A 24,855-nucleotide genomic window follows, 5' to 3' on the forward strand; every position below is an offset into this window, starting at 1 on the left:
GACCGTACGGTTCCCCGCCGCCATGCGCTTGTAGAAAAGCGTCAGCCGGATCGTGCAGGAAGTCAGCACCCACGGCCATGTTCGCGGGCCTCGCACCCCAGTAGTTTTCGTCTCGGTTCCGCCCGACCGACAGGAGCAGCCGATGCCCAGAAGGTTCAGCGCCGTCCTCGCCGTCCTAGGCCTCGCCGTGGGAGCGCTCAACGCAGAGACGGCACCACCGATCCCCGTACAGATCCTCAGCCTGACCGACCTGCACGGCTATCTCTCCGAGACCGAGAACCTGACCATCGCCGGCCCGGCCGGCACGCAGCAGGTCGGCGGCGCCGCCTATCTCAAGGCACATCTGGACCAGCTGCGGAAGCCGAACAGCTTCCTGATCGGCTCGGGCGACCAGTTCAGCGGCTGGCCGGACTACACGCAGGCGTTCGCGAACGAGCCGACCATCGAGGTGCTGAACGCGTTCGGGATGGACTTCGACGTCGCCGGGAACCACGAATTCGACCGGGAGTTCCCGTTCCTGCGCCGGATGCAGACCGGCGCCTGCTACGGCAAGCCGGGCTTCGACTCCTGCTTCAAGGACTCCACCGGCCGCAACTTCCACGGCACCGATTACGCGTACCACGCGGCCAACATCGTCGACCCGCGGACCGAGCGGCCGGTGCTGCCGCCGTACTGGATCGCCAAGGCGGGGTCGCAGCGGATCGGCTTCATCGGACTCGGCTTCCCGGGTACGCCGACCGAGACGCTGTCGATCGAGGGCTCCGGCTTCGAGTTCCAGGGCGTCGTCGACGCCGCGAACCGGGCCGCGGCCGAACTGAAGGCGGAAGGCGTGAACGCGATCGTGGTCAGCATGCACGAGGGCGGTCAGCAGGGCGGGCTGTACGACGAGTGCAAGAACCCGACCGGTCCGATCTTCGACGCCGCTCGCGCGCTGTCGCCCGACATCGACGTAATCCTGGGCGGGCACTGGCACACCGCGTTCAACTGCATGATCCCGGACCCGAACGGCGTACCGCGTCCGGTGCTGGAGGCAAGCAACCATGGCCGGGTGCTCGGAGAGGTGAACCTGTCGCTCGATCCGGCGACCGGTGAGGTGATCAGGTCCGCGACCACCGCGACCAACCACGCGGTCACCAAGGATCTGACGCCGGATCCGCAGATCCAGAAGATCGTGAAGTACTGGATGGACAAGTGGACCGCCCGGCAGGGGCAGCCGCTCGCGAAGCTCGATCGCGATCTCGACTTCGCACCGAAGGCCGAGAGCCGCACCGGCAACTTGGTCGCCGACCTCTACAAGGCCGAGGCGGGCGGCGACTTCGCGCTGATCCCGGCCGATCTCGGCGTCGACGTGATCGCGGCCGGGCTGAAGGCTGGCACGGTGACGTACGGAGAAGCCTGGCCGGTCGCCGGGATCTCGCCGATCACCACGCTCTCGATGAAAGGCTCCGCGGTCGAGGCCGTCCTCGAGCAGCAGTGGATCCCGCCGGCGTACGGCTGCAGCAGACTGTCCGCGCTCGCCACCTCGGCCAACTTCCGCTACACCTACGACCTGGGCAGACCGGTCGGCGACCGGGTCGATCCGGCGAAGGTGCTGATCAACGGGAAGCCGCTGCAGCTCGGCAAGACGTACCGGGTGACGACGAGCGCGGCGATGCCGTTGCACGGAGCGCAGTACGGCTATCCGGGGTTCCAGCAGTTCACCGACCTCACCCGGGCTCCGAAGATGGGACAGGAGGTCTTCCTCAACCATCTGCGCACCCATCCATTGCTGAAGGCACCCAGTCTCGGACGGGTGACCGCGATCCCCGGTACGCCACCGCCCGCCGACGGCCCGTTCGGACCGCTGAACCTGCTGCCGCAGAGCGAGATGACGGCGACGGCCACCAGCCAGGGGTCTGCCGCCAACAGCGCGCCCGCGGCGATCGACGGCGACTGCGTGACGATGTGGCACTCGAACTGGAGTCCGCACGCACCGCTGCCGCAGTACATCACCCTCGATCTGAAGACGCCGCGCGCGATCGAGGCGCTCGTGTACACCCCACGGCAGGACGCCGACGTACCGAACGGCCGGATCTCGTCGTACGACGTCCAGACGAGCACCGACGGCGTCACGTTCACCTCGGCGACGACCGGCTCCTGGGACGGAAGCGTCGACGCCAAGATCGCCAGATTCCCGGCCGGTACGACGGCGCGCTACGTCCGGCTCATCGGGCTGGCCGGCGGCTCGGACTACGCGGCGGCGACCGAGCTCAATATAGCTCTAGCTCCGGGTTCCTGACCTTGGCGCGGTGGGCGGTCGGCGACATCCCGTAGCGGCGGCCGAACTGGCGGCTGAGGTAGTGCGGCGAGTCGAAGCCGACCGCCGCGGCGATCTGCGCGACGGACATGTCGGTCGCGCCGAGCAGCTCGGCGGCGCGTTGCAGGCGGAGCGCCAGTACGACGTTCATGATCGAGTCGCCGACCTGCTCCTTGAAGAGATGTGCGAGGCGGGAGACGGACACCTGGGCGAGCCCGGCGAGTGAGGTCAGCGTGTGCGGCCGGGCCGGGTCCGCGGTGATTGCCTCGAGCACCAGATGCACGCGGGCGTCCAGGTGTTGCGTCTCCCGGCGGAGGCTGGCGACCGCGGTCAGCAGTACCTCCTCGATGCCGTTCATGGTCAGCTCGGTCGCGACGCTCTTCTCCAGCAGGTGCAGCTCGGTGTCGCCGGTCGGGGACAGCCCGGCCCGCTGCGCATCCCGGTGCAGCCGGTCGAACGCCGACACCACGCGGTCGGTCTCGGACGACCTCGTCAACCGCACGTAGGACAGCCCCGGCATTGCCTGCGGCAACGACAACCACGCATGCCATTCACGTCGCGGCTGGAAGTGCGCCCACCAGGACTCCCAGTACGTGCCGACGGTCCCGTAGTCGTGGGGCGTCCCCGGGCTGACCAGTACGACGTCCCCGTGGCGCAGCGTCAGCCTGTTCTCGCCGATGAGATACCGGCCGGTCCCGGACGCGGTGTACAGCAGGTACCAGCTGCCCACGCCGTCCGGCCGGACGACGCGGTAGTCGCCGCCGCTGTGGAAGTGGCCGGTCACCAGTTTGCTCGGCGGCGGGATCTCGCTGTACAGCTCGATCAGCACCTGGGTAGCAAGATCGTGCTCGAAGTCAGCAGGCTCCGTCATGGTGGATCCCCTCATGAGGGCTCCAAGATTAGCAAGATCCTGCACCCGAAGAATCGAGTGATTCCGTGCCTTTCGCTCCCGTCGCCGAGCTCGAGTACGACGCGTCCACGCTGATCTTCGAGCATGGCTGGCAGTCGTGGAGCCCCAGCGGCTGGTACCGGCTCGACGCGTCGCCCCCGCGGCCGACCGCCTCGAACCATCACGTGATGGCGTACCGCCCGGGCGTCGACGCCGGCCGCTTCCAGGGCGAAGGTCTGCTCGCGGTCGCGACCTCCGGTGAGGTCACCACGGTCGCCGCGATCACGCCCGACGCGGTCCCGTCGATCCGCGCCGAGGTCCACGGCAACCGGCTGGTGATCTCTGCCGACGGCGACGTACAACTCACAACAGGCACGCACGCGAACGCCAACCAGGCACTCGCCGACTGGGCCGAAAGCTTCGGTACGCCCCCGATCCGGGTGTTCGGGCCGTCGTGGTGCAGCTGGTACGCGTACTGGGGCAAGGTCACCGAACGCGACGTGATGGCCGAGGTCCGCCAGTTCGACCAGCACGACCTCAGCGTCGACCTGGTCCTGCTCGACGAGGGATACCAAGCGGCGATCGGCGACTGGCTGACGCCGCGCGACGACTTCGGCTCGACCGTCCGGCTCGCCGCCGACATCCGCTCGAGCGGTCGCCGCGCAGGAATCTGGGTGGCACCGTTCCTGGTCGGCAGCGGCAGCGAGACAGCCCGCAAACATCCGGACTGGCTCGTCCCCGGGATCACCGCCGGCACCAACTGGGGCCAGGAGCAACTGGTCCTCGACGTCACCCACCCAGGCGCGGCACGGCACATCCAGGACGTGTTCACCGAGCTGTGCCGCCAGGGGTACGACCACTTCAAGCTCGACTTCGTGTACGCCGGTGCGATCGACGGACGGCGCCACGAGCAGGTCGGCGGCATCGCGGCGTACCGGCACGGGATGCGGCTGCTGCGCGAGGCCGTCGGGCCGAACCGGATCCTGCACGGCTGCGGCGCCCCGATCCTGCCGAGCCTCGGACTGGTCGACTGCATGCGCATCTCGCCGGACACCGATCCGTTGGTCGACCCACCATCCGGCGACATCAGTCAGCCCGGTCAGCGCGGCGCCCGGTCCACGTCGGTGGCCCGCGAGTTCCTGCACGGCCGCTGGTGGGCCAACGACTCCGACTGCCTGATCGTGCGGCCGGATGTCCAGGAGCGAGAGCTCTGGGCAGAACACATCTCTCGAGGTCCAGGTCTGCGGATGTCGAGCGACCCGATCGGCGAGCTCGACCGGTGGGGCCTCGATCGCACCCGCGAACTGCTCATCCCCAGCTCACCGCGTCCGCACCCGTTGAAGGATCCCGATGCTTAGGCCCGCGCCCCGCCGTACCCACCGGATCGGCCGCGCTCGGCAGACGGCCATCGGGTACGCGCTGCTCGCGCCGAGTCTGGTCGGCGTCCTCGGCTTCCTGCTCGCGCCGGTGCTGATCGTGCTCGTCCTCAGCCTGTTCGACTGGAAGTTGCTGTCGACACCGGAGTTCATTGGCCTGGCCAACTACCGCAAGCTGTTCACCGACTCCGACGTCTGGCACTCGCTGCTGGTCACGCTGTACTACGTCATCATCTGCGTGCCCGGCACAACGATTCTGAGCCTGCTCCTCGCCCTCCTCGTCGACCGCAAGCTGCGCGGGATGAAGTACTTCCGCGCGCTGCTGGTGATCCCGTGGATGGCGACACCCGTTGCCCTCGGCCTCGTCTGGAGCTGGATCTTCGACCCGGGCCGCGGCGCGCTGAACCAGTTCCTCGGACTGTTCGGCGTCGACGGTCCGGCCTGGTTGTCGTCGCCGGTGCTGGCGATGCCGAGCGTCGCCGCGGTGCACATCTGGCAGTTCGCCGGGTACAACATGCTGTTCTTCCTGGCCGGCCTGCAGAACATCCCGCCGTCGTTGCGCGAGGCATCGTCCCTGGACGGGGCATCGCCGGTCGCGCACTTCTTCTCGATCACGCTGCCGCTCCTGCGGCCGACGATGCTGTTCGTGCTGATCACCAACGTGATCGGCTCGTTCCAGGCCTTCGACACGATCTTCGTGATGACCGAGGGCGGACCCGGTGACAGCACCGAGGTGACGACGTACCTGATCTACGACGAGGCGTTCAAGAAGTTCGACTTCAGCTACGCCTCGACGATCTCGGTGCTGCTGTTCGCCGTGGTGCTGATCGCGACGATCTCCCAGTTCGTGTACTTCGAACGCCGTACGACCTACGAGGTGTCCGGATGAAACTGCGTGTCTTCGTGTACGCCGTCCTGGTGGCCGGCTGCGTACTCGCGATCTTCCCGTACTTCCTGACCGTGCTGACCGCCTTCAAGGGCCCTGGGCAACTGTCGGAGACGATGCCGTGGGAGCCCGGGGTGCCGCCCAGCACGGCCGCCTTCCATCGGCTGTTCGCGTCCGGCTTCGGTGGCTACCTGATCAACACGACCCTCGTCACGGCCGGGATCACCCTCGGCCAGGTGGTGTTCGCGGTGCTGGCGGCGTACGCCTTCGCGCGGCTGTCGTTCCCCGGCCGGGACGCGTTGTTCTGGGTCTATCTGTCGACATTGATGGTGCCGCCGGTGGTCACGATGATCCCGCTCTACCTGATGATGCAGAAGCTCGGCCTGGTCGACACCTGGGCCGGCCTGATGCTGCCGACGATGCTCGGTACGCCGTACGCGATCTTTCTGCTCCGCCAGTTCTTCCGCGGCATTCCCGCGGACCTCGAGGACGCCGCCCGGATCGACGGCGCCGGGCGGTTCCGGACCCTGGTCTCGATCGTGCTGCCGTTGTCGAAACCGATCCTGGTCACCGTCACCACGCTCGCCGTGGTGGCCAACTGGAACAGCTTCCTCTGGCCGCTGATCATCACCAGCAGCGAGGACAAGCGGCTGCTGTCGGTCGGGATCGCCTTGTTCAAAGGGGAGATCGGCGTCGACTACAACGCCGTGATGGCCGGCAGCCTGATCGCGCTGGCGCCGCTGCTGGTCCTGTTCATCGTCTTCCAGCGCTTCATCGTCCGCTCGGTCGCTGTTACCGGGCTCAAGTAGTTCGGAGGCTCTCATGTCTTTGTCCAGGAGGACTTTTCTGATCGGCGCCGGCAGCGTGCTCGCGCTGGCCGGCTGCGGCTCGTCGAACGACGCCGGCTCGAGTGGCGGCGGCAAGGTCGAGCTCGTGTACCGGTTGTGGGACGAGCAGCAGGAGGTCGGCTACAAGGCGGTGTTCGCGGAATTCACCAAGGAGAACCCGGACATCACCGTCCGGATGGAGGTCCTGCCCTGGGACCAGTACTGGACCAAGCTCACCACCGAGCTCGCGAGCGGCAAGGCGCCGGACGTGTTCTGGCTGACCGTCGACTACTTCCCGGACTTCGCCGGCAAGGGCGTGCTCGCGCCGCTGGACGACCTGATCTCGAAGGCCGGCCTGAAGCTCGACGCGTACAACCCGAACGTCGTGCAGTCGTACAAGTTCGAGGACAAGCAGCTGGGGATGCCGAAGGACATGGGCATCGTCGGGTTGCTGTACAACAAGGACCTGTTCAAGAAGGCCGGTGTGACCATGCCGGCCGAGCTGACCTGGGCACCGGACGGTTCGGGTACCTTCCTCGAGGTCGCTCGCAAGCTGACCGTCGGCACGAAGCAGTGGGGCTTCTGCTCGTGGAACCACAACCAGACGCAGTGGCTGAACTGGATCGCGTCGAACGGCGGCCAGGCGATGGACAAGCCGTACGGCACGTTCGACTTCGCCGGTCAGAAGTCGGTCGAGGCGCTGCAGTTCGCGCGCGACCTGATCTTCAAGTGGAAGGTGTCGCCGGACGGCACCCGGACCAACCCGCCGACCGGGCAGGCGACCGAGATGTTCTACCGGGGCGAGGTCGCGATGTTCCCGGCGAACAACGCGCTGCTCCCGTTCGCGCTGCCCGAGGTGAAGTTCCCGATCGGGGTCGCCGCGATGCCGGCCGGACCGGCCGGACGCACGGTGGTGATCAACGGGCTCGCCGAGGCGATGTTCGCGAAGACCAAGCACCCGGACGAGGCCGGCAAGCTGGTCGCCTTCCTGGGTACGGAGAAAGCGCAGCGGCTGATGGGCGACGCGGGGTACATCATCCCGGCGCTCACCGACGCCGGCGCCGGCTACCAGGCGTTCTGGCAGAAGAAGGGCATCGACGTGAAACCGTTCCTCGACTCGGCCGCCGGCAGCACGGTCAACCTCCCGATCGCCGACGGCTGGACCTCCAAGGTCACCGAGATCAACAAAGCCGCCAACGACCTCTTCCTCGACAAGACCCCCGTCCAAGACATCGCCGCAGCCATGGACAAGATTGGAAACGACAATTGAAAGAACTGACCGACTCGTACGACGTGGTGTCGGACGCCGCCGCTCTGCGGACACGCATGGCCACCGACGGATACTTGTTCTTCCGCGGTCTGTTACCGGCTGATGTGGTAACGGATGTGCACGGACAGCTGGCGCGGATCTTGTACGACAGTGACTGGTTGGCTCGCGATGCCGACCTGCGGGAACTGGTGGCGTCGGGGCGGGCTGTCGAGGAGGGATCCGCCGGATTCTTCGGTGCCTACACGGCGATTCAGAGCACTCAAGCGTTTCACGAGCTCGCCGTACGGCCGGAGTTGATCGGGCTGGCGGGCAGGTTGCTGGGTGAGGAGGCGTTCGCGCATCCGGCGCATATCTGCCGGATCGCGCCGCCGTCGCCCGGTGCGAATCCGACGCCGATCCACCAGGACTACCGGTTCATCCAGGGTTGCGTGGACACGCTCACCACCTGGCTGCCATTGAGCGCGGCGCCGCCGGAGATCGGTGGACTCAGAGTGTACGCCGGTTCGCCGCGGCTCGGTGTCCTACCGGTCCGGGCATCGGACGGGCCGGGGATGATGCGCGCCGAGGCCGACGAGAACCATCCGGAGTGGCGTACGACGTCGTACCAGCCGGGCGACGTGCTGCTGTTCGGAAGTCTCACCGTGCACGGCGCGATGCCGAACCGGACCAAGCAGCTGCGACTGTCCGCCGACTTCCGCTACCAGGCTCGCAGCGCACCGATGGCGCGAGACCTGCTCGGCATCGGCAAGCCGCACTACCACCCGGATGTGCCGGACTTCCCGACCCTCACCCGCGGCTGGACCTCGACGGAATGTGTCGAGGTCCCGGCCGGAGTGGACTTCGTCGATCGCTGGGATCCGCGCGTTGACGACGTACCGACGCCGAAGTCCCGCTTTGCTTATGCCTGAGGGCTGACGACGACCTTGCCGCGGGCGTGGCCCGATTCGCTCAGCGCCTGGGCCTTGCTCGCGTCCGCCAGGCCGAAGGTGTCGGCGATCCGGATCGTGAGCTTGCCGTCCGCGGCCGCCCGGAGCTGGTCGTCCAGGGCGGCCCGGACCTGCTCGGGGGTGCCGGTGCCGCCCCCGGACGTCTGGATGCCGAGCTCGGCGGCGGCGAAGTCGGCGATGGTGATGATCCGGTCGGTGCCGCCCCGGAGCTCGATCGACTCCTGCAGACCGCCCTTGCCGGCGGTGTCGAAGACCGCGTCGACACCCTGCGGTGCGACCTCGCGGACCCTGTCGAGCAGGCCGTCCCCATAGGTCACCGGAATCGCACCGATGGACTCCAAGTACTCGTGATTCGCGGCCGACGCAGTGCCGATGACGGTCAGGCCGGCCGCCTTGGCCAGCTGGACGGCGACCGAACCGACCGCGCCCGCGGCACCGTGGATCAGGATCGTCTCACCGGGCTTCACGCCGAGCAGATCGAGCACCCGCTGCGCAGTCTCGCCGGCCACCGGTACGCCGACCGCCTGCTCCCAGCCCAGCCCGGCCGGCTTGCGCGTCACATTGCCCGCGAGCGCGTACTCGGCGTACGAACCGCCCGCCGACCAGCCGACGACCTCGGCGCCGACCGCGAACTCGGCGCCCTCACCAGCTTCGTCCACCACCCCGGCCACCTCGAACCCCGGGATCGCGGGGAATTTCGCCGGGGCGAAGTCCTTCGTGAAGCCGCGCCGGATCTTCGTGTCGTACGGATTCACCCCGGCCGCGTGCACCTTGATCCGCACCTGCCCGGGACCCGCGTGCGGCTCCGGCACGTCCTGCACCTTCAGCACCTCGGGATCGCCGTACTCCTCGAACACCACAGCCCGCATAGCGCAGCCTCCTCGAATTGGCTGTTGCTACAAGAAAAGGCAGCGCCGCCGCCCGGCATTCCCGGACGGCGGCGCGACTTTGCTGCAATCAGCTCTCTTCGAGGCGGGGGAACAGCGGATCGCCCTTCGTCAGCGTGGACCCGGCGGGCAGCTGGCCCCAGGTGCCGGCGTCCTGCACCCGTTGGTCCTTCAGCGCACCCAGCTTCTCCTCGGCGCCCAGCAGCTCCCAGAGCTTCGCGGACGACTTCGGCATCGTCGGGTTGTGCAGTACGGCGACCGCGCGGAGCGTCTCGGCCGCGGAGTACAGGATCGTTGCGAGCCGGTCCCGCTTGGACTCGTCCTTCGCGACCTTCCACGGCTCCTGCTCGGTCACATACCCGTTCACGGCGCCGACCAGGTCGTTGATCGCGGCGAGCGCATCCTGGAAGGCGAGTGTGTCCAGAGCCTTGTCCGCGGTCGCCACCGTCTGCGCGAGCTTGTCCGCCAGCGCCTGCTCGGCCGGTCCATGGTCGGTCGGCTCCGGCAGGACGCCGTCGAAGTACTTGCCGACCATCGCCGCGATCCGGCTGGCCAGGTTGCCCAGGCCGTTCGCGAGCTCCGAGGTGTAGACCGCGCTCAGGTGCTCCCAGGAGAACGATCCGTCCGAGCCGAACTGGATCGTGCGCAGGAAGTAGTACCGGAACGCGTCCGAGCCGAAGTGGTCGGTGATCTCGTGCGGCGCGATCGCGGTCAGCTTCGACTTGCTCATCTTCTCGCCGCCGACCAGCAGCCAGCCATGGGCGAAGACCTGGCGAGGTACGGCGACCCCGGCAGCCATCAGCATGGCCGGCCAGATCACCGCGTGGAACCGGAGGATGTCCTTACCGACCAGGTGTACGTCGACCGGCCACAGCTCCTCGAACCGCTCCGGGTCGGTGCCGTAGCCCGCGGCCGTCACGTAGTTGAGCAGCGCGTCGATCCAGACGTACAGAACGTGGTCCTCGTCCCACGGCACCGGGATGCCCCAGTCGAAGGTCGACCGCGTGATCGACAGGTCCTGCAGACCCTGCTTCACGAACGCGATCACCTCGTTGCGCGCGCTGGCCGGTGCCACGAAATCAGGCTGCTCCGAGTAGAGCTCGAGCAGGCGATCGCCGTACGCCGACAGCCGGAAGAAGTAGTTGGTCTCCGAGACCGTCTCCAGCTCCGTGCCGTGGATCATGCAGCGCTGCGTGCCGTCCTCGTCGGTCCGGATGTCCGCGGGAAGCTTGAACTCCTCGCAGCCGACGCAGTACAGGCCCTCGTACTCGCCCTTGTAGACGTCGCCCTTGTCGTACAGCGTCTGCCAGAACTCGCGGACCCGCTCGGTGTGCCGCTGCTCGGTGGTCCGGATGAAGTCGTCGTACGCGATGTCGACGTCCACCCAGGCCGGCTTCCAGGCCTCCTCGACCAGCTTGTCCGTCCACGCCTGCGGCGACATGCCCTGTGCCTCCGCGCTGCGCATCACCTTCTCGCCGTGCTCGTCGGTACCCGTCAGGTACCACTTGCGCTCGCCGCGCTGCGCGTGCCAGCGCGTCAGGACGTCCCCGGCCACCGTCGTGTAGGCGCTGCCGATGTGCGGCGGGGCCGTGACGTAGTAGATCGGGGTGGTGACGTAATAGGCCTTCTCGGACATGTCTCAAGCGTAGTGGGGCGCGCGAATCCTATTTACCAGGGTCTCGGGCGGCCAGTACGGCGTCGTACACGGTCCGCTTCGGGACGTCGAAACGCTTCGCGACGTCGGAGATCGCCTGCTTACGCGGCGTGCCCGCCTCCTCGTCGGTGGCGACCTCCGCGGCCAGCTCGGCCGGGGTGAGCACCTTGTTCGGGTCGGCGCCTGCGACGACGACCGTGATCTCGCCCCGGACGCCGCCCTCGGACCAGGTCACCAGGTCGGCCACCGGGCCGCGTTTGACCTCTTCGTACGTCTTCGTCAGCTCCCGGCACACCGCTGCCCGCCGGTCGGGGCCGAACGCGTCGCGCATCGCCTCCAACGAGGCACTGAGGCGGTGCGGCGCCTCGAAGAACACCATCGTCCGCGGCTCCTCCGCCAACTCCCCCAGCCGCCGGGCCCGCTCGCCGCCCTTCCGCGGCAGGAACCCCTCGAAGGTGAACCGGTCCACCGGAAGGCCGGAGAGCGCCAGCGCCGTCAGTACGGCGGACGGGCCGGGAACCGACGTGATGTCGACCCCGGCCTCGATCGCGGCCGCCACCAGCCGGTACCCCGGATCCGACACACTCGGCATCCCCGCGTCCGTCACCACCACCACGGTCTGCCCGTCGACCAGCGCCTGGAGCAACTCCGGCGTACGTTCCCGCTCGTTGCCCTCGAAGTAGCTGACGACCCGGCCACCCACCGTGATCCCCAACTCCGACGTCAGCCGCCGCAACCGGCGGGTGTCCTCCGCCGCGACCACATCCGCCTCGGCCAGCACCCGGCCCAGCCGCGCAGAGGCGTCCGAAACATCCCCAATAGGAGTCCCCGCCAACACCAATCGCCCGGTCACGAGGTCATCATCCCAGCCTCACCGACGTACGCCGGGAGGCGGTGGTACCGAGGCGTCCGTACGATGGCGGGCGTGGCTGCTGTGATCGAGGATGGGACTGCGCGGCGTACTGACGCCGGCGAGGGGCTGGAGACGCTCGGGCGGGACGTGCTCGGGAGACGGTTGCCGCCGCTCAAGCAGCGGTTGTACCCGGCGATGCCGCGGGACTTCGACGGCGGCTGGATCGCGACGCTGGCGATCACGCTGATGGCCGGCATCCTGCGGTTCTGGCACCTCAGCACTCCGGTGAAGTTCGTCTTCGACGAGACGTACTACGCCAAGGACGCGTACAGCCTGCTCAAGTTCGGGTACGCGCGCCAGTTCATCGACCAGCCCGAGGGCGCCGCCGACAAGGCGATCCTGAGCGGCAACCTGGACGTGTTCAAGCCGACCCCGAGCCTGACCGTGCACCCCGAGGTCGGCAAGTGGATGATCGCCGCCGGTGAGCAGCTGTTCGGGATGAACACGTTCGGCTGGCGGTTCATGCCGGCCCTGTTCGGCACCCTGACCGTGCTGCTGGTGATCCGGACGGTACGCCGGATGACCCGGTCGACCCTGATCGGCTCGATCGCGGGCCTGCTGCTCGCGGTCGACGGCCTGCACTTCGTGATGTCCCGGGTGGCGCTCCTGGACATCTTCCTCGCGTTCTGGCTGGTGGCAGCTGTCTCGTGCCTGGTCGCGGACCGGGACTGGACCCGCCGCCGGCACGCGGATTCCCTCGACAAGCCGACTGCCGACGGCGAACGTCGTACCATCGGCCGCTGGCTGCTGATCCGCCCGTGGCGCATCGCCGCCGGCATCTGCTTCGGCCTCGCGCTGGGCACCAAGTGGTCCGCGGTCTGGACCCTCGCCGCGTTCGGCGTGCTGGCGTTCGCGTGGGACTTCGGCGCGCGCCGTGCTTTGGGAGTGCGGTTCGCGTTCGTGAAGTCCGCCCTGGTCGACGGCATCCCGGCGTTCGTCAGCCTGGTGCTGGTCGCCGGCGTCACGTACCTCGCGACCTGGACCGGCTGGCTGCTGCACGACAACGCGTACGACCACAACTGGGCGGCGAGCAACCCGGCACACGGCGTGATGAAGGTCGTGCCGGACGATTTCCGGTCCCTGCTCGAGTACCACAAGGAAGTGCTCGCGTTCCACACCGGCGACTACATCAAGCACGCCACCCACCCGTACCAGTCGAACCCGGCCGGCTGGCCGATCATCGCCCGCCCGATCGGCTTCGACGCGGTCAACGACATCAAGCCCGGTACGCCGGGCTGCAACGCTCCGGCCGGGACCAACTGCCTGCAGGTGATCTCTGCCCTCGGTACGCCGCTGCTGTGGTGGGGCGGCGCGCTCGCGCTGATCGCGGCCCTGGTGCTGTGGATAGGTTCGCGCGACTGGCGGTTCGGTGTGCCGATCGTCGGGTTCGTCACCTGCTGGGTGCCGTGGTTCGCGTTCGACGACAGACCGATCTTCTTCTTCTACGCCGTCACGATGATCCCGTTCACCGTGATGGCGCTGGCCATGATCCTCGGCAAGATCCTCGGTCCGGCCCGTGCCGCTCTGGGGACGGCGTCACCGCGCCGGCTGATCGGCAGCGCGGTGACGGGCGCGTTCGTCGTACTCGTCGTGCTGAACTTCGCCTATATCTGGCCGATCCTGACCGACAAGGTGCTCCCGCACCCGGCCTGGCTCAGCCGGATGTGGTTCAAATCCTGGATCTGACCGCGTACTCGACGGTCACGAACGGCCAGTCCGCGGCCAGCCAGCCGGAGACGGCCTCGTACAACGCGACGTCCAGCTCGGCCCGGTCGGCGCTCACCCAGGATCGGACGTCGGTGACACTGGGATCCTTGCGCCGGGGATAGATGTACACGCAGCCGATCACGTCGCCATCGGTCTCGATGACCGTGAACGTGAACCCGCGCCGCTGCGCGAAGTCCTCCGCGTGCCGCTGCAGATCACCGAGGTTGGCTTCCAGCGTCATCCCGTCGACCGGCGGCCAACTGCTCCCCTCGAAGCCCGGCGTCGCGCGGATGTGATCGATGCTGCTGGTCCACGCGGCATGGTCCGGGACGTTGTGCTCCGGGCCGAGCGGTTCCAGCCGGAACCGCGGCGTGGTCAGCTCCCGGGGCACGTCGAAGTCAGCCGGTACGAAGTCGCTCATGACCGCAGGCTATTGGGCCGCACTCCGGATCGCACCCACATTGTTCAGTGCAGCTCGTGGTGTCCCTTGCCCTTGTTCTTCTTGCCGTGACGCTTCGCCGAGGACTGGCCGCCGACGCCGCCGAACAGTGCGAGGCCCTTGATCACGACGGTGGGCGCGTTCGGGTCCGGGTCGTCGCTGCCACGGGCGCCGAAGCCGCCGAAGATGCCGACGCCCTCGTTGCGGACCGTGACGCCCTCGGGGACGGTGATGTCGATGCCGCCGAACACGGCGAACGCCCAGATCGTCACCTCGCGGCCCTCGAAGACCGCGTTGGTCATGTCCAGGTCGTGGCCGCCGAACACCGCGAACGCGTTGGTACGCCGCTTCACCCGCCAGCGGCCGGTCCGCTCGCCACCGCCGAAGATCGCCACCATCGTGTCGAAGCTCTGGTCCGGGTCGGCCGGCTCCTCGATCGGGACCGGGCTGCTGGACACCGACGACTGCGCGACGGGCAGCGGCACCGACTGGGGTTGCCCCGGCACGACGAGGTCGCGGGTGATCGGCTCGAGCTCGCCGAGGGTCCTGGCCTGCAACGTCTGCTCGAGGCGCTCGGCGTGTTCGTCCTGCGACAACCGCCCCGACATCAGGGCATCCCGCAGTACGTCGACGACCTGGTCACGATCGGTGTCGGACGCCCGCAGGTGCGCGTGCGGGTGCGGGCGGTCGGGCAGATTCTCCATAAGACGGAACGATATATCGAGAACGGCTCGGTGAGGACTCCGGCAAACCCCCGATCCTTACCCCTACTCCTGGCCCTGGACTCTGAGGGCACAGAGCAGCGCGACGATCGTGATCGCGGCGAAGGCGAGGGCCGTGCCTGGGTATCCACCGAGGCCGAGGCCCAGGCCGCCGATCGCTGCACCGAGGAATGTGCCGAGGCTCATCCCGGCCGCGTTGACGCTGAGCGCTGAGCCCCGAAGGTCGCCGCTGCGGCGTACCAGTAGCGTCATGACGCAGGCCGCGACGGTTGCGTGACTGGCGCCCATGAGCGCGGTCAGCAGGAGCGTGAGCGGCAGGGTCGGCGAGAAGTAGAACGCCGTGACGGCGACCAGAGCGACCGAGATGCCGACGAGCAGCATCTTGTCCGGGCTGATCCACGAGCGGTCGGTGGCGAGGTAACGCCCGGCGAAGAGGTTGCCGAGGAAGAACGACGCGCCGCTCAGCGACCAGACCAGCGCGAACCAGCCCGGAGCCAGGTCGAACTTGTCGTCGTAGAACGCGGCGAGATACGCGAGGTACCCCATGAACGCGGCGGTCCGCAGCATGGCGACCGCAAGCAGCTGCAGCGCCCCGGGAACGCGGGCGAGCTCGCGGTACGTCGCGAGGTAGCTGATCCGCTCGCGCCGGCTGCGCGGCGCCTTTCGCCCGCGTGCCCGCCAGAAGAACGCGGCGGACAAGGCGAGCGAGATCACCGACGCCGCGAGCAGGTTGCCGCGCCAGCCCCAGATCAGCCCCGGGCCGGCGAGCACCGGCGCCGCCAGCATCGCCATCGCGGACGTCGTCGCGGACACCAGCGTCGCCGCCCGTCCCGCCGCGGCCGGTGACCGGAACCGGTCCGCCGCCGCGGCCCCGATCGACGGCCCGAGAATCGACGTCGACGCGCCGATCAACAGACAGAACGCCGCCAGCGCGAACACGTTGCCCACGGCCCCCAACGCGGCCGAGACTCCCAGCAGCGCCAGTCCCCCGGCAGCCACCAGCTCCCTAGGCGCCCGATCCATCAGCGGCGCCAGCGAGACTCCCACCGCGAGCGCCGCAAGCCCTCCCAGGCCCCGCAACCCACCGATCTCCGCCACGCTCCCACCCGCCGCATCCGCGATCGGCACGAGGTACATCCCGAACACCGTGAACGGGATCAGCCCCACCGCGGAAGCCAGCAGGAACGGCCACAACCGCCTGGCCATCCGCAGATCGCCAGGCACTTCGGTCGAGGGCGTGAACGTCGTCATCTGTCCGTCCTGTAGCGGTAGAGGCTGCTCGGGCGGGAGCTGAACTGGGAGAAGGGGAACGGCTCGGCGGAGAGCGCGGTGACGCCCGAACCGAGGAACGCGCGGGCCACGGCGCTGCCGGTCTGGGCATAGATCGCCAGCGGTTTCGCTTGCTCGCGGCAACGAGTGAGGAGTACGTCGAAGCTGCCGTTGGACAGCGTCATGCCGGTCGCGACGACCGCGTCCGCCGCGTCGATCACCTCGGTCATGTCGCGGGACACCGGAAGACCGGAGGCCGTCTCGCGGAGGTTGAAGTCGCACGGCAGGCAGATCCCGCCGCGCGCGGTGATCGCGTCCACGAGCGGGTTGACGACCCCGATCAGTGCGACTTTGGTGCCATCAGCAACATCCAGCAGCCCCGCGACGGCGGCGTCACGGGCGCGTGCCCGGACGTCCGGAGTACCGGCGGGGAGGATGATCTCCTCGGCCTGGGGCGACGTGTGATGCGGCTCGACGGACGCGAGATACGCGTCGAGTGCGGCGATCCGCACCGGCAACGGATCCTCCGAGGACAGCACGTCGGCCACCGTCCGCCCCGACGTGTCCGCGCAGTACGACGGCTCCAACTCCCCCGCCTCGAACGAGCACGCCCCGAAGACCTCACCGACCCGCAACAGCACGTAGTAGTTGCGATAGGTGACCTCAGCTCCCGGCAACCGGGTCGTGTGATGCAACCAGAAAGCACTGGTGACGTCGAGCTCCGCAGGCGACGGGCCGTACGAGCCGGCGAGAACAGCTGCAGTCAGATCAGCGACAGTCATGGGACATCTCCACTCACAGCCTCAGACTAATGCGACGGGGTCGCAGATGGAAACTCCTCGCGCCGGGCCTGGGCGGACTCCCGCCGGTCCCACGACATCGCCGACCACGGCACCGAGAGCTCGGACAGCGAATCGATCTCGCGTGGCCGCATCGACGCCATCGGGCGCGCCTCGGCATGCCGGGCGAAAGCGGACTCGACGTACCGCGTGCCGGTGTCGGCGGCCAGGAAGACGTGCTTGCGCCCGCGGTCGCAGCTGTGCTCCCACAACGCCGACAGGTACGCCGCTCCCGCCGACAGCCCCGCGAACACCCCGGACGTCCGGAGCAGATCCACCGCCGCGGACATCGCGTAGTCGAACGAGACCCAGTGCAACCGGTCGTACAACTCGTGCCGCACGTTGCGGAACTCGATCGAGCTCCCGATCCCGGCGATGATCATCTCCGGATCCTGCGTGTGCCCGGCCCCGAACGTCACACTCCCGAACGGCTGCACCCCGACCAGATTCACCTCCCGCCCCCGCTCCCGCAGGTACGCCGCGATCGCACCGGTCGACGCACCGGTCCCGACGCCGCCGACCAGACAGAGCGCCCCATCAGGCACGACTTCGGCCACGAGATCCGCGACCGCGCGGTACCCGAGGTAGTGGATGTCGTCGTGGTACTGCTGCATCCAGTGGTACGTCGGGTTGTCGCGCAGGATCTCCCCGATCCGGCGGACCCGGAGATTCTGGTCGAGCTGCAGGTTGTTCGACGACGGGACCTGTTCGACGGTCGCGCCGAGGATCTCGAGCTGGATCTTCAGGGTCCGGTCGACCGTGGTCGAGCCGACGATGTGGCAGTTCATCCCGTACCGGTGGCAGGCGAGCGCCAGCGCGTGCGCGTAGATCCCGCTCGAGCTGTCGATCAGCGTGTCACCGCGCTGGACCCGCCCGGTCTCGAGCAGGTGGCCTACGGCGCCGAGTGCGGAGTACACCTTCATCGTTTCGAACCGCAGGCAGATCAGATCGTCCCCGACCCGGATCGGGTCGGGGTCCTTGATGGCCTCCGCCAGGTGGTCGTGCAGTCGCGTCATCGGCGCGGTTCGCTCCTTGTGTCGATGGATAACACGGGCGGAGATCCGGGGTCACCGATCCGGGCGGCTGCCACCAGCCGCCGGGTCAGTTCGTGGTGCGGTTCGGTCGTGAGCGTCGCGGGCGGGCCTTGTTCCACAACCCGGCCGGCGTCGAGGACCAGGACCTGATCCGCGACGGCCGCGACGAGGCCGAGATCGTGCCCGATCCAGATCAGCGCCGTACCGCGGGCCTTCAGCTCGGTCAGCAGCTCGAGGACGAGCGCCGTACCGCGGTCGTCGAGGGCGGTGGTGATCTCGTCGCAGATCAGTACGTCGGGGTTCGCGAGGACGGCTCGGGCGAGGGCGGCGCGCTGGAGCTCACCGCCGGACAGCCGGCTCGGCGGGCGGGCCGCGGTGATCGCGGCGACGCCGAGGCGAGCCAGGACGGCGACGGCCTCGGCGTGGGCCAGCTCCGGTGCGAGACCGCGCAGGCGTTGCGCCGTACGGGCGACCTGCTGGTCGACGGGACGACGTTCGTCGAAGGAACCGCGGACCTCCTGCCAGACGTACTGGACGCGGCGATTCTGTTCGCGGGTGCGGTTGCGGAGGACCGGGAGCGGCCGGCCGTCGAGGCGGAGCTGTCCGGTGTGGCGCTCGTGCAGGCCGGCGAGGCAGCGAGCGAGGGTGGTTTTGCCGCTGCCGGAGCGGCCGACGACGCCGAGGCAGGCGCCGGCGCGGACCTCGAGATCGACCTCACGCAGTACGACGTCGCGACCGCGCGGCCGCAGCGAAGCAGACAGGCTCATTGCCCCTAGCAACGGTCGCCCGGCGGTGGAGGTTCCCGCGCCGGGCAGGTCGGGAGCCGGCGGGAGTACGTCGAGGCCGCCGGACTCGATCACCCGGCCGGCGCCGAGGACAACGACCCGGTTCGCCAGCGCCCGTACCAGCTCGAGATCGTGACTGAGCAACAAGATCCCCAACCCGGCCGCGGCCAGGTCGGCGAGCTCCTGAACCAGCTGCAGGCGGGTGATCGAGTCCAGCCCGGTGCTGGGCTCGTCCAGCACCAGCACGCTCGGCCGGCACGTCAACGCCTGCGCCAGAGCCACCCGTTGTCGTTGTCCTCCAGAAAACTGATGCGGAAACCTCTTCAGGGCGCCTGGCACCTGCGCTGCCCGGACAGCTTCCGCGACATCGCCGTCGTGGAGCTTCGCCAGCTCGCGCAACGTCGTACCGATCCTCCGGGCTGGGTTCAACGCGCTGCCTGGGTGCTGCGGCATGTAGGCGACCGTTCGCCCGCGCACCCTCACCGCTTCCCTTGTCACTCCGTTGCCGTCGACAACCACCCGCCCGTCGACCTCGACCCGCCCAGCAAGGTGTACGCCGTCGCCGTACTCGCCGAGCAACGCCAACGCCGACGTCGTCTTGCCGGATCCTGACGCGCCGACGAGCGCTGTCACCTCGCCGGCGACGACCTCGAAGGAGACTCCGTCCACGAGAATCGCCGACCCAGCGGTCGCTCTCAGGTTGTCGACGCGCGCCAACGTCATGCGGTCACCACCTGTCGCGACCTGTGGACGAGACGGTCGGCCAGCAGGTTGAAACCCAGGGTGAACGAGACGAGGAGGAGCGCCGGCGCGAGGACCGACCACGGCTGGAGCAGGAGACCTTCACGGTTGCGGGACACGCTGACCGCCCAGTCCGGTGCGGTCGGACTCAGACCCAGGCCAAGGAAGTTGACCGAGGCAACCAGGAAGACCGCGAGCGTGATCCGGGTGCCGAGGTCGGCGGCCACCGGGCCGAGCACCGAGCGTCCGACGTAACCGATCTGGATCGCGAACCACGACTCACGCTGCATCCGCAACGCCTCGACGACCGGCCCGCTCGCCGCATCCAACGCCGCCGCCCGGACGAGCCGCGCAACCGTCGGCACGTTGACCATTGCCACCGTCACCGTGATCGCAACCGCCGACGCCCGCCATCCGACCGCCACCACGCTGATCACGAGCAACGAAGGCAACGGCAGCAGTACGTCGAGCGGCCGCATCAACCCTTCGTCCAACCACCGATACCGAGTAGACGCCGCGACCAGCCCGACCAGCCCGCCCACCGCATAGGCCAGCACCACCGCCCCGAAAGCCATCCCCAGGGCAGTCCGCCCACCAACGAGAAGCAGCCCGAACACATCCCGCCCCAACCCGTCCGTCCCCAACAACCCCTCAGACGAGTAAGGCAACCCGTGCCCCGCATCGCGCCGCACCAGCGGCCCACACACCGCAACCCCCAACGGCACCACAACCAACCCGATCGCAATCCACTCAACAACTCTTCTGCGAAAGGTCATCGGAGGAAGGCCGTTCGGGGCACGAGGCGGTTGCAGACGAGGTCTGCGGTCAGATTGATCATGAGAGCCGCAACTGCGAGGACGAGGGTCAGGCCTTGGACGGTTGGGATGTCTCGGGTTTCTACGCCGTCGACCAGGGCGGTGGCGAAGCCCGGGATGGCGAAGATGGCTTCCACCACCAGGACCCCGCCCAGGAGCGTGTCGCCCGTACGCGCCAACTCCTGGACGCCAGGCACGGCGGCATTCGGCAGCACGTGACGCAGGAGGAGCTGCCGCCGCGGAATCCCGAGCCGGCGCGCCTGGACGACGTACTCGGCATGGAGCGCGTTGATCGTGCCGGCCCGGACCTGGCGCGACAGCAGACAGACCGTGCGGCCGAGCAGCACAGCGACGGGCAGGACCAACAGCGCGGGCGACGCGAGCAGCTCCCCGCCGACCCACGTCGCCGGCAACCAGCCGAGTCGCAAGGAGAAGACCGCAACCAGCACGACCGCGATGACGAAGTCCGGGATCGCCGACAACGCCAGCGTGACCGAGGTGATGGCGCGATCGATCCGCCCGTTCTCCCGCGTCCCCATGACGATGCCGAGGGCAACAGCGAGCGGTACGACCACCGCAAGCGTCGCCACCGTGAGCACCAGCGTGGCACCGATCGAGTCCCGGACGATGTCGATCACCGGTCCCCCGCTGATCAGCGACGTACCCAGATCGCCTGTCAGTGCGTTCCCCAGCCAGTGCACGAAACGCTCCGGCGCCGGCTGATCCAGCCCGAGCTCACCCCGCAACCGCGCAACCTGATCCGGCGTCAGTGTCTCCGTGAACCGCATCTCCGCCGCGTCCCCCGGCAGCAACGACGTCAGCACGAACACCAGCACCGAAAGCACAGCCAGCTGAACGACAGCGAGCAGTGCCCGCTGTCCGGCGTACGACCGCATTCAGGCCAGCCACACCTTGTCGAACCGCCCCTGGTCCAGTGTGTTCGGCGGCACCGCCTGCACACCCTGCACCTTGGCTGACACCGCAACGAGGTAGTCCGGCAAGCCCCACGCCAGGATCCCGCCCTCGTCCCGCAACGTCTTCTGCAGTACGCCGTACCGCGACGACCGCTCCTCCTCGGACGTCACCGCCCGCGCTGCCGCGAAGCCAGCGTCGAACGCCGGCCGTCGCCAATGCGTCACGTTGAACGGCGAGTGCGACAGCAACCGATCGGTGAAGTACTGCGGGATCGGCATCGCGCCGGACCGATGGTTGCCGATGGCACCCTTCGTCAGCAGGTCCTTGGCGTAGGTCTGTGGACTCCCGGTCGTCACCTTCAACCGCACGCCCGCCTCCGCGACCTGCTCCGCGAACAACGTCGCCGCCTCGACGAACCCGGCCGACGCATCGGCGGTGAAGATCTCGATCTCCTTGCCGACCAACCCCGCCTTCGCCAGCAGCGCCTTGGCCCGATCGACATCCCGCTCCCGAGCCGGCAGGTCGGCCGGATAGTACTGATATCCCTTGCCGAAAAGGTCGTTCCCGACCTCACCCCGCCCCGCGAGGACGACGTCCACCAGCCGCTGCCGATCCGCGAGCAGCTTGAACGCGAGCCGCACCTCCGGGTTGTCGAACGGCGGCTGATCGACCTTCATCACGAACGCCTGCATGGTGCTGGCCTTCGCGGCGACGACCCGCACCGCCTTTCCTGCCGTCCGCGCGAACGTCGCCGTCATGTCGTTCGCGTACTCCGCTTGCCCGCCTTGCACCGCGTTCGCCCGGGCCTCGGCGTCCGCGGAGAGGATGTGCAACTCCTCGATCCGCGCGGGCTTGTCCCAGTAGTCGTCGTACCGCGAGGCGACCATCGATCGCCCGGTCTCGAAGGACACGTGGCGGAACGCTCCGGTGCCGACGGGTTTGGCCGGATCCTTGAACCCGTCCCGCACGATCTGGGTTCCGATGCCCGCGAGCAACGCCGGGAACTCGGCGTTCGGAGCTGTCAGCACAAGCTCGACCGTCGACGGGCCCAGAGCCTTGCTGCGCTTGAGATCCAGCGTCGCGAGCGACGACTGCGCGACCCGCTCCGGGACCGCCGGGTCGGCGATCCGCGCGAGGCTGAACAGCACGTCCTCGGCGACCAACTTGGCGCCGTCGTGGAAGCTCGTGTCCCGCAGGCTGAACCGCCAGGTCGTCGCCGTCCCGTCGTGTTCCCACGTCGACGCCAGCCGCGGCACCGGCTTCAGATCGGGCCCGAGCTCGACCAGCTTCTCGTAGATCGCTTTGTGCCGCGCGATGTCCACGAACAGGCTCTGCACGTGCGGATCGAGGACTTCCTTCGCCCCACCCCCGGCGTACACAGCCCGCAACCGCCCACCCTGTCTGGGCTGCGCGGCCACACCCTCGTCCGCCCCACACCCGGTCGCCGCAGCCAGCCCCGCGGCACCGGCCACCCCCAGGAACCCACGTCTGCTCAACGCCTCGGACACGCGCCACATCCTCACGCTAGTGAAAACGATTGTCAAATCCAGCGCGCATCTGAACGAGACGCCATCATTCTTCCGAGGCCGACCCCCGATCGCTCTCCGTGACGGCGTGTCCTACTCGTCGCAGTCCGGAGTGGGGCAGGTGTCGGGGAGGTCGGCGGCGATGCGGTCCAGCAGAGTGGTCAGCTGGGCCTGCTCGGTGGGGGTCAGGCGGTTGAAGAAGTAAGCGCGGACGGCGTCGACGTGGTCCGGCGCGGCGGCGTCGATGGCTTTGCGGCCGAGTTCGGTGAGGCGGACCATCGAGCCGCGGGCGTCGGCGGCGCATTCCTCGCGGCAGACCAGGCCGCGCTTCTCCATCCGGCTGACCTGATGGGACAGGCGGCTGCGTTCCCAGCCGACCGAGCGGCCGAGATCGCGAGTGCGGAGTACACCGTCCTCCGCCTCCGACAGCGGGTGGAGGAGGGCGTAGTCGGCGCCGGACAGGCCCGAATTGCTGATCATTCGCGCCTCGAGCGCGCGCATCAGCTCACGGTGCGTGTCCCGGTACGACTGCCAGAGTCGCGCCTCACGCTCGTCGAGCCATTGCGGTTCCGTCATGTACTCAGTGTACGGATATCTGTTGACATGTCACCGAGTCCGTCATGGCGTGCGCGATAGAGCAACGGCCAGGCCGATGGTGCCGGCCATCACGAGCAGCTCGAGTACGGCGAGGCGCCGGAACGCGGTCGGGTCACCCGACTCCAGTTGCGGCAACGTGCTCTGCCGGTGCAGCTGCCCGATGATGACCAGCGTCGCGAACGCGAGCGTCTTCCCGAGCACCAGCGCGCCGTACCCGCTCGTCACCCACTGCGTGATCAGGCCCCAGCCCTCCTGACGACCGCCGAGGTGGATCTCGGCGGTGAGCAGGCCGGTGATGCCCATCGTCACCGCGCACACCAGCGCGAGCGTGCTGAAGATTTCGACGGCCTGGCGTGACCGTGAATACCGCAGTACGGCGCCCAATCCGCCGACCCAAACGGTCGCCGCGACGACGTGCACGACGAGCGATGTGGTCGCGAGGACGGACCACACGCTCGTCCGATCGATCGCACCGTGCCCCGTCAGAAGCGGTCCGATCAGGGCGGCAACGGTGAGTACGGCGGCGAGCCGCGCACCCCGCAACGTCTTCGTGCCACTCAGCACAACCGCGAGTACGGCGCTGAGCACGACGGCTGCCGCCAGCGCCCGTACCTGCGTCAACTGCCCGGCCGGCTCGGCATGCTCGGCGAGATGCGACAGCGGGATGCCGAGGATCACCGTCGCGGTCGCGATCAGCCCGCCGATACTCGCCACCGCCCAGATCCCGGCCGCCAACGCCGCGTCCTGGCAGGCCCGGATCGCCTTGCTGCCAAGCTTTCCGCCCTCTGCAGGCAGGAACAGCAGCACTGCCACCAGCGCCCCGCCGGTTGCCACCGCGGCCCCGTCGGCGGCGATCCGCAGTACCGGAACCGCCCAGGACACACCGAGCCCGGCGCCGAGCAGCCCGTCCACCGCCCGCTTCGGTGCACCGCCGCCGGCGTACAGCGCCGCCACCATCACAACGATGCCGGAGGCAACCATCCCCGGGATGATCAGGCGGGTACGGCTCATGCGGCCGGGCGGCGGCGGACGATGACTATCGCGAGCGCGACGACCACGAGCATGACCAGGCACATCGCGACGATCGTTACCGTGTTGGGACTGCCGCTGTCCTGCGACGGCGCCGGCGTGCCGGCCGGCTGGGTCGCGGGATGCCCGGCGTGCGTGACGCTGAACGACCCCGAGATCGTGATCGGGTGCCCGTCGGCCGACACGATCCGGGCCTCGACCTGGTACCGGCCGGCCTCGACCATCGCGCCCACCGGCTGGGTGACCGTGTTGTCGATCACCTCGGCGTCACCGTTCGCGACGTTCGTACCGCTCGGCGCCTTGACCTGCACCTGCGTCCCGTTGGCGCCGATCGGCTCGTTGAAGGTCAGGATCACCTTGGTCGGCGGCGCGGCCATCGACGAACCGTCCGTCGGCGTCATCGACTCGAGTTTGGCGTGCGCCGCCGCCACGCCGGTGGAAGCCACCAGCGTGAACAGCGACGCCACCAGTACTGCGATCAATCTGCGCACG

At 68.6% G+C, this 24,855-nt stretch carries 23 protein-coding genes; 7 read left to right on the forward strand and 16 right to left on the reverse strand.

Annotated elements, in window-relative coordinates; translation table 11 throughout:
• The first annotated feature begins 142 nt into the window (after positions 1-142).
• Positions 143-2,278, forward strand: coding sequence for a discoidin domain-containing protein (locus tag OHA18_RS06860; RefSeq protein ID WP_329002908.1), 2,136 nt, complete (start codon positions 143-145; stop codon positions 2,276-2,278).
• Here the strand turns inward: OHA18_RS06860 and OHA18_RS06865 are convergent.
• Positions 2,250-3,167, reverse strand: a complete 918-nt coding sequence (locus OHA18_RS06865) for a helix-turn-helix domain-containing protein (RefSeq protein WP_329002909.1) — start codon at positions 3,165-3,167, stop codon at positions 2,250-2,252. The genes OHA18_RS06860 and OHA18_RS06865 overlap by 29 nt on opposite strands.
• A 65-nt stretch (positions 3,168-3,232) precedes the next feature.
• Between OHA18_RS06865 and OHA18_RS06870 the strand changes: the two genes are divergently transcribed.
• Genes OHA18_RS06870 through OHA18_RS06890 form a run of 5 tightly spaced genes read left to right on the forward strand, consistent with a single transcriptional unit; the run spans position 3,233 to position 8,452 of the window.
• On the forward strand, positions 3,233-4,543 hold the full coding sequence (locus OHA18_RS06870; protein WP_329002911.1) for a glycoside hydrolase family 36 protein: 1,311 nt from the start codon (positions 3,233-3,235) through the stop codon (positions 4,541-4,543).
• Positions 4,536-5,450: a carbohydrate ABC transporter permease gene (locus OHA18_RS06875; protein WP_329002912.1), complete on the forward strand. Its 915-nt coding sequence runs from the start codon at positions 4,536-4,538 to the stop codon at positions 5,448-5,450. Before OHA18_RS06870 ends, OHA18_RS06875 begins: the two co-directional genes overlap by 8 nt.
• The gene (locus tag OHA18_RS06880; RefSeq protein WP_329002913.1) at positions 5,447-6,256 is read left to right on the forward strand and encodes a carbohydrate ABC transporter permease; all 810 of its coding nucleotides are present in this window, start codon (positions 5,447-5,449) and stop codon (positions 6,254-6,256) included. The genes OHA18_RS06875 and OHA18_RS06880 overlap by 4 nt, the downstream gene beginning before the upstream one ends.
• A 13-nt stretch (positions 6,257-6,269) precedes the next feature.
• On the forward strand, positions 6,270-7,544 hold the full coding sequence (locus OHA18_RS06885; RefSeq protein WP_329002915.1) for an ABC transporter substrate-binding protein: 1,275 nt from the start codon (positions 6,270-6,272) through the stop codon (positions 7,542-7,544).
• Positions 7,541-8,452, forward strand: coding sequence for a phytanoyl-CoA dioxygenase family protein (locus OHA18_RS06890; protein ID WP_329002916.1), 912 nt, complete (start codon positions 7,541-7,543; stop codon positions 8,450-8,452). The genes OHA18_RS06885 and OHA18_RS06890 overlap by 4 nt, the downstream gene beginning before the upstream one ends.
• Here OHA18_RS06890 and OHA18_RS06895 read toward each other — a convergent pair.
• The 3 genes from OHA18_RS06895 to rsmI form a co-directional block, all read right to left on the reverse strand.
• Positions 8,443-9,360: an NADP-dependent oxidoreductase gene (locus tag OHA18_RS06895; RefSeq protein ID WP_329002917.1), complete on the reverse strand. Its 918-nt coding sequence runs from the start codon at positions 9,358-9,360 to the stop codon at positions 8,443-8,445. The two genes, OHA18_RS06890 and OHA18_RS06895, sit on opposite strands and share 10 nt — an antisense overlap.
• 88 nt (positions 9,361-9,448) lie before the next feature.
• Positions 9,449-11,014 carry a methionine--tRNA ligase gene (metG, locus tag OHA18_RS06900; RefSeq protein WP_329002918.1) on the reverse strand — a complete coding sequence of 522 codons (1,566 nt, stop codon included), beginning with the start codon at positions 11,012-11,014 and terminating at the stop codon, positions 9,449-9,451.
• A 28-nt stretch (positions 11,015-11,042) separates the two neighbouring features.
• Positions 11,043-11,885, reverse strand: coding sequence for a 16S rRNA (cytidine(1402)-2'-O)-methyltransferase (rsmI, locus tag OHA18_RS06905; protein ID WP_329002919.1), 843 nt, complete (start codon positions 11,883-11,885; stop codon positions 11,043-11,045).
• 195 nt (positions 11,886-12,080) lie between these two features.
• Between rsmI and OHA18_RS06910 the strand changes: the two genes are divergently transcribed.
• Positions 12,081-13,631 carry a dolichyl-phosphate-mannose--protein mannosyltransferase gene (locus tag OHA18_RS06910; protein ID WP_329006070.1) on the forward strand — a complete coding sequence of 517 codons (1,551 nt, stop codon included), beginning with the start codon at positions 12,081-12,083 and terminating at the stop codon, positions 13,629-13,631.
• On the opposite strand, the gene OHA18_RS06915 is transcribed toward OHA18_RS06910, so the two are convergent.
• The 12 genes from OHA18_RS06915 to OHA18_RS06970 all read right to left on the reverse strand — a co-directional run bounded on the left by OHA18_RS06915 (position 13,615) and on the right by OHA18_RS06970 (position 24,854).
• Positions 13,615-14,073, reverse strand: coding sequence for a GNAT family N-acetyltransferase (locus OHA18_RS06915; RefSeq protein WP_329002921.1), 459 nt, complete (start codon positions 14,071-14,073; stop codon positions 13,615-13,617). The genes OHA18_RS06910 and OHA18_RS06915 overlap by 17 nt on opposite strands.
• 44 nt (positions 14,074-14,117) lie before the next feature.
• Entirely contained in the window at positions 14,118-14,795 is a 678-nt protein-coding gene (locus tag OHA18_RS06920; protein ID WP_329002922.1) for a DUF1707 SHOCT-like domain-containing protein, read from the reverse strand.
• Between the two features lie 63 nt (positions 14,796-14,858).
• Positions 14,859-16,064: an MFS transporter gene (locus OHA18_RS06925; protein ID WP_329002924.1), complete on the reverse strand. Its 1,206-nt coding sequence runs from the start codon at positions 16,062-16,064 to the stop codon at positions 14,859-14,861.
• Positions 16,061-16,864: a Rossmann-like domain-containing protein gene (locus OHA18_RS06930; protein ID WP_329002925.1), complete on the reverse strand. Its 804-nt coding sequence runs from the start codon at positions 16,862-16,864 to the stop codon at positions 16,061-16,063. Before OHA18_RS06930 ends, OHA18_RS06925 begins: the two co-directional genes overlap by 4 nt.
• 26 nt (positions 16,865-16,890) lie before the next feature.
• The gene (locus OHA18_RS06935; protein WP_329002926.1) at positions 16,891-17,937 is read right to left on the reverse strand and encodes a pyridoxal-phosphate dependent enzyme; all 1,047 of its coding nucleotides are present in this window, start codon (positions 17,935-17,937) and stop codon (positions 16,891-16,893) included.
• Positions 17,934-19,463, reverse strand: coding sequence for an ABC transporter ATP-binding protein (locus OHA18_RS06940; RefSeq protein ID WP_329002927.1), 1,530 nt, complete (start codon positions 19,461-19,463; stop codon positions 17,934-17,936). The genes OHA18_RS06935 and OHA18_RS06940 overlap by 4 nt, the downstream gene beginning before the upstream one ends.
• On the reverse strand, positions 19,460-20,056 hold the full coding sequence (locus OHA18_RS06945; RefSeq protein ID WP_329002928.1) for an ABC transporter permease subunit: 597 nt from the start codon (positions 20,054-20,056) through the stop codon (positions 19,460-19,462). Before OHA18_RS06945 ends, OHA18_RS06940 begins: the two co-directional genes overlap by 4 nt.
• A gap of 197 nt (positions 20,057-20,253) precedes the next feature.
• Complete coding sequence (locus tag OHA18_RS06950) at positions 20,254-21,192, reverse strand: ABC transporter permease (protein WP_329002929.1); 939 nt, start codon at positions 21,190-21,192, stop codon at positions 20,254-20,256.
• Positions 21,193-22,719 (reverse strand): ABC transporter substrate-binding protein, encoded by a 1,527-nt coding sequence (locus OHA18_RS06955; RefSeq protein WP_329002930.1) that lies wholly within the window; start codon positions 22,717-22,719, stop codon positions 21,193-21,195.
• Between the two features lie 111 nt (positions 22,720-22,830).
• A complete protein-coding gene (locus tag OHA18_RS06960) occupies positions 22,831-23,313 on the reverse strand; it encodes a MarR family winged helix-turn-helix transcriptional regulator (protein ID WP_329002931.1) in 483 nt (160 codons plus the stop codon).
• Between the two features lie 42 nt (positions 23,314-23,355).
• The gene (locus OHA18_RS06965) at positions 23,356-24,345 is read right to left on the reverse strand and encodes a copper resistance D family protein (protein WP_329002932.1); all 990 of its coding nucleotides are present in this window, start codon (positions 24,343-24,345) and stop codon (positions 23,356-23,358) included.
• Entirely contained in the window at positions 24,342-24,854 is a 513-nt protein-coding gene (locus OHA18_RS06970; protein ID WP_329002934.1) for a copper resistance CopC family protein, read from the reverse strand. The genes OHA18_RS06965 and OHA18_RS06970 overlap by 4 nt, the downstream gene beginning before the upstream one ends.
• Position 24,855 lies beyond the last annotated feature (1 nt).

Origin of the sequence: Kribbella sp. NBC_00709 (genome assembly GCF_036226565.1) — a bacterium.
Taxonomy (GTDB): domain Bacteria; phylum Actinomycetota; class Actinomycetes; order Propionibacteriales; family Kribbellaceae; genus Kribbella.

Bases quoted from the DNA above. Each gene is read 5' to 3' on its own strand.
- OHA18_RS06860 (WP_329002908.1), top strand. From the start codon at position 143: ATGCCCAGAAGGTTCAGCGCCGTCCTCGCCGTCCTAGGCCTCGCCGTG.
- OHA18_RS06865 (WP_329002909.1), bottom strand. From the start codon at position 3,167: ATGACGGAGCCTGCTGACTTCGAGCACGATCTTGCTACCCAGGTGCTG.
- OHA18_RS06875 (WP_329002912.1), top strand. From the start codon at position 4,536: ATGCTTAGGCCCGCGCCCCGCCGTACCCACCGGATCGGCCGCGCTCGG.
- OHA18_RS06880 (WP_329002913.1), top strand. From the start codon at position 5,447: ATGAAACTGCGTGTCTTCGTGTACGCCGTCCTGGTGGCCGGCTGCGTA.
- OHA18_RS06885 (WP_329002915.1), top strand. From the start codon at position 6,270: ATGTCTTTGTCCAGGAGGACTTTTCTGATCGGCGCCGGCAGCGTGCTC.
- OHA18_RS06895 (WP_329002917.1), bottom strand. From the start codon at position 9,360: ATGCGGGCTGTGGTGTTCGAGGAGTACGGCGATCCCGAGGTGCTGAAG.
- metG (WP_329002918.1), bottom strand. From the start codon at position 11,014: ATGTCCGAGAAGGCCTATTACGTCACCACCCCGATCTACTACGTCACG.
- OHA18_RS06910 (WP_329006070.1), top strand. From the start codon at position 12,081: ATGCCGCGGGACTTCGACGGCGGCTGGATCGCGACGCTGGCGATCACG.
- OHA18_RS06915 (WP_329002921.1), bottom strand. From the start codon at position 14,073: ATGAGCGACTTCGTACCGGCTGACTTCGACGTGCCCCGGGAGCTGACC.
- OHA18_RS06920 (WP_329002922.1), bottom strand. From the start codon at position 14,795: ATGGAGAATCTGCCCGACCGCCCGCACCCGCACGCGCACCTGCGGGCG.
- OHA18_RS06925 (WP_329002924.1), bottom strand. From the start codon at position 16,064: ATGACGACGTTCACGCCCTCGACCGAAGTGCCTGGCGATCTGCGGATG.
- OHA18_RS06930 (WP_329002925.1), bottom strand. From the start codon at position 16,864: ATGACTGTCGCTGATCTGACTGCAGCTGTTCTCGCCGGCTCGTACGGC.
- OHA18_RS06935 (WP_329002926.1), bottom strand. From the start codon at position 17,937: ATGACGCGACTGCACGACCACCTGGCGGAGGCCATCAAGGACCCCGAC.
- OHA18_RS06940 (WP_329002927.1), bottom strand. From the start codon at position 19,463: ATGACGTTGGCGCGCGTCGACAACCTGAGAGCGACCGCTGGGTCGGCG.
- OHA18_RS06945 (WP_329002928.1), bottom strand. From the start codon at position 20,056: ATGGCTTTCGGGGCGGTGGTGCTGGCCTATGCGGTGGGCGGGCTGGTC.
- OHA18_RS06950 (WP_329002929.1), bottom strand. From the start codon at position 21,192: ATGCGGTCGTACGCCGGACAGCGGGCACTGCTCGCTGTCGTTCAGCTG.
- OHA18_RS06960 (WP_329002931.1), bottom strand. From the start codon at position 23,313: ATGACGGAACCGCAATGGCTCGACGAGCGTGAGGCGCGACTCTGGCAG.
- OHA18_RS06965 (WP_329002932.1), bottom strand. From the start codon at position 24,345: ATGAGCCGTACCCGCCTGATCATCCCGGGGATGGTTGCCTCCGGCATC.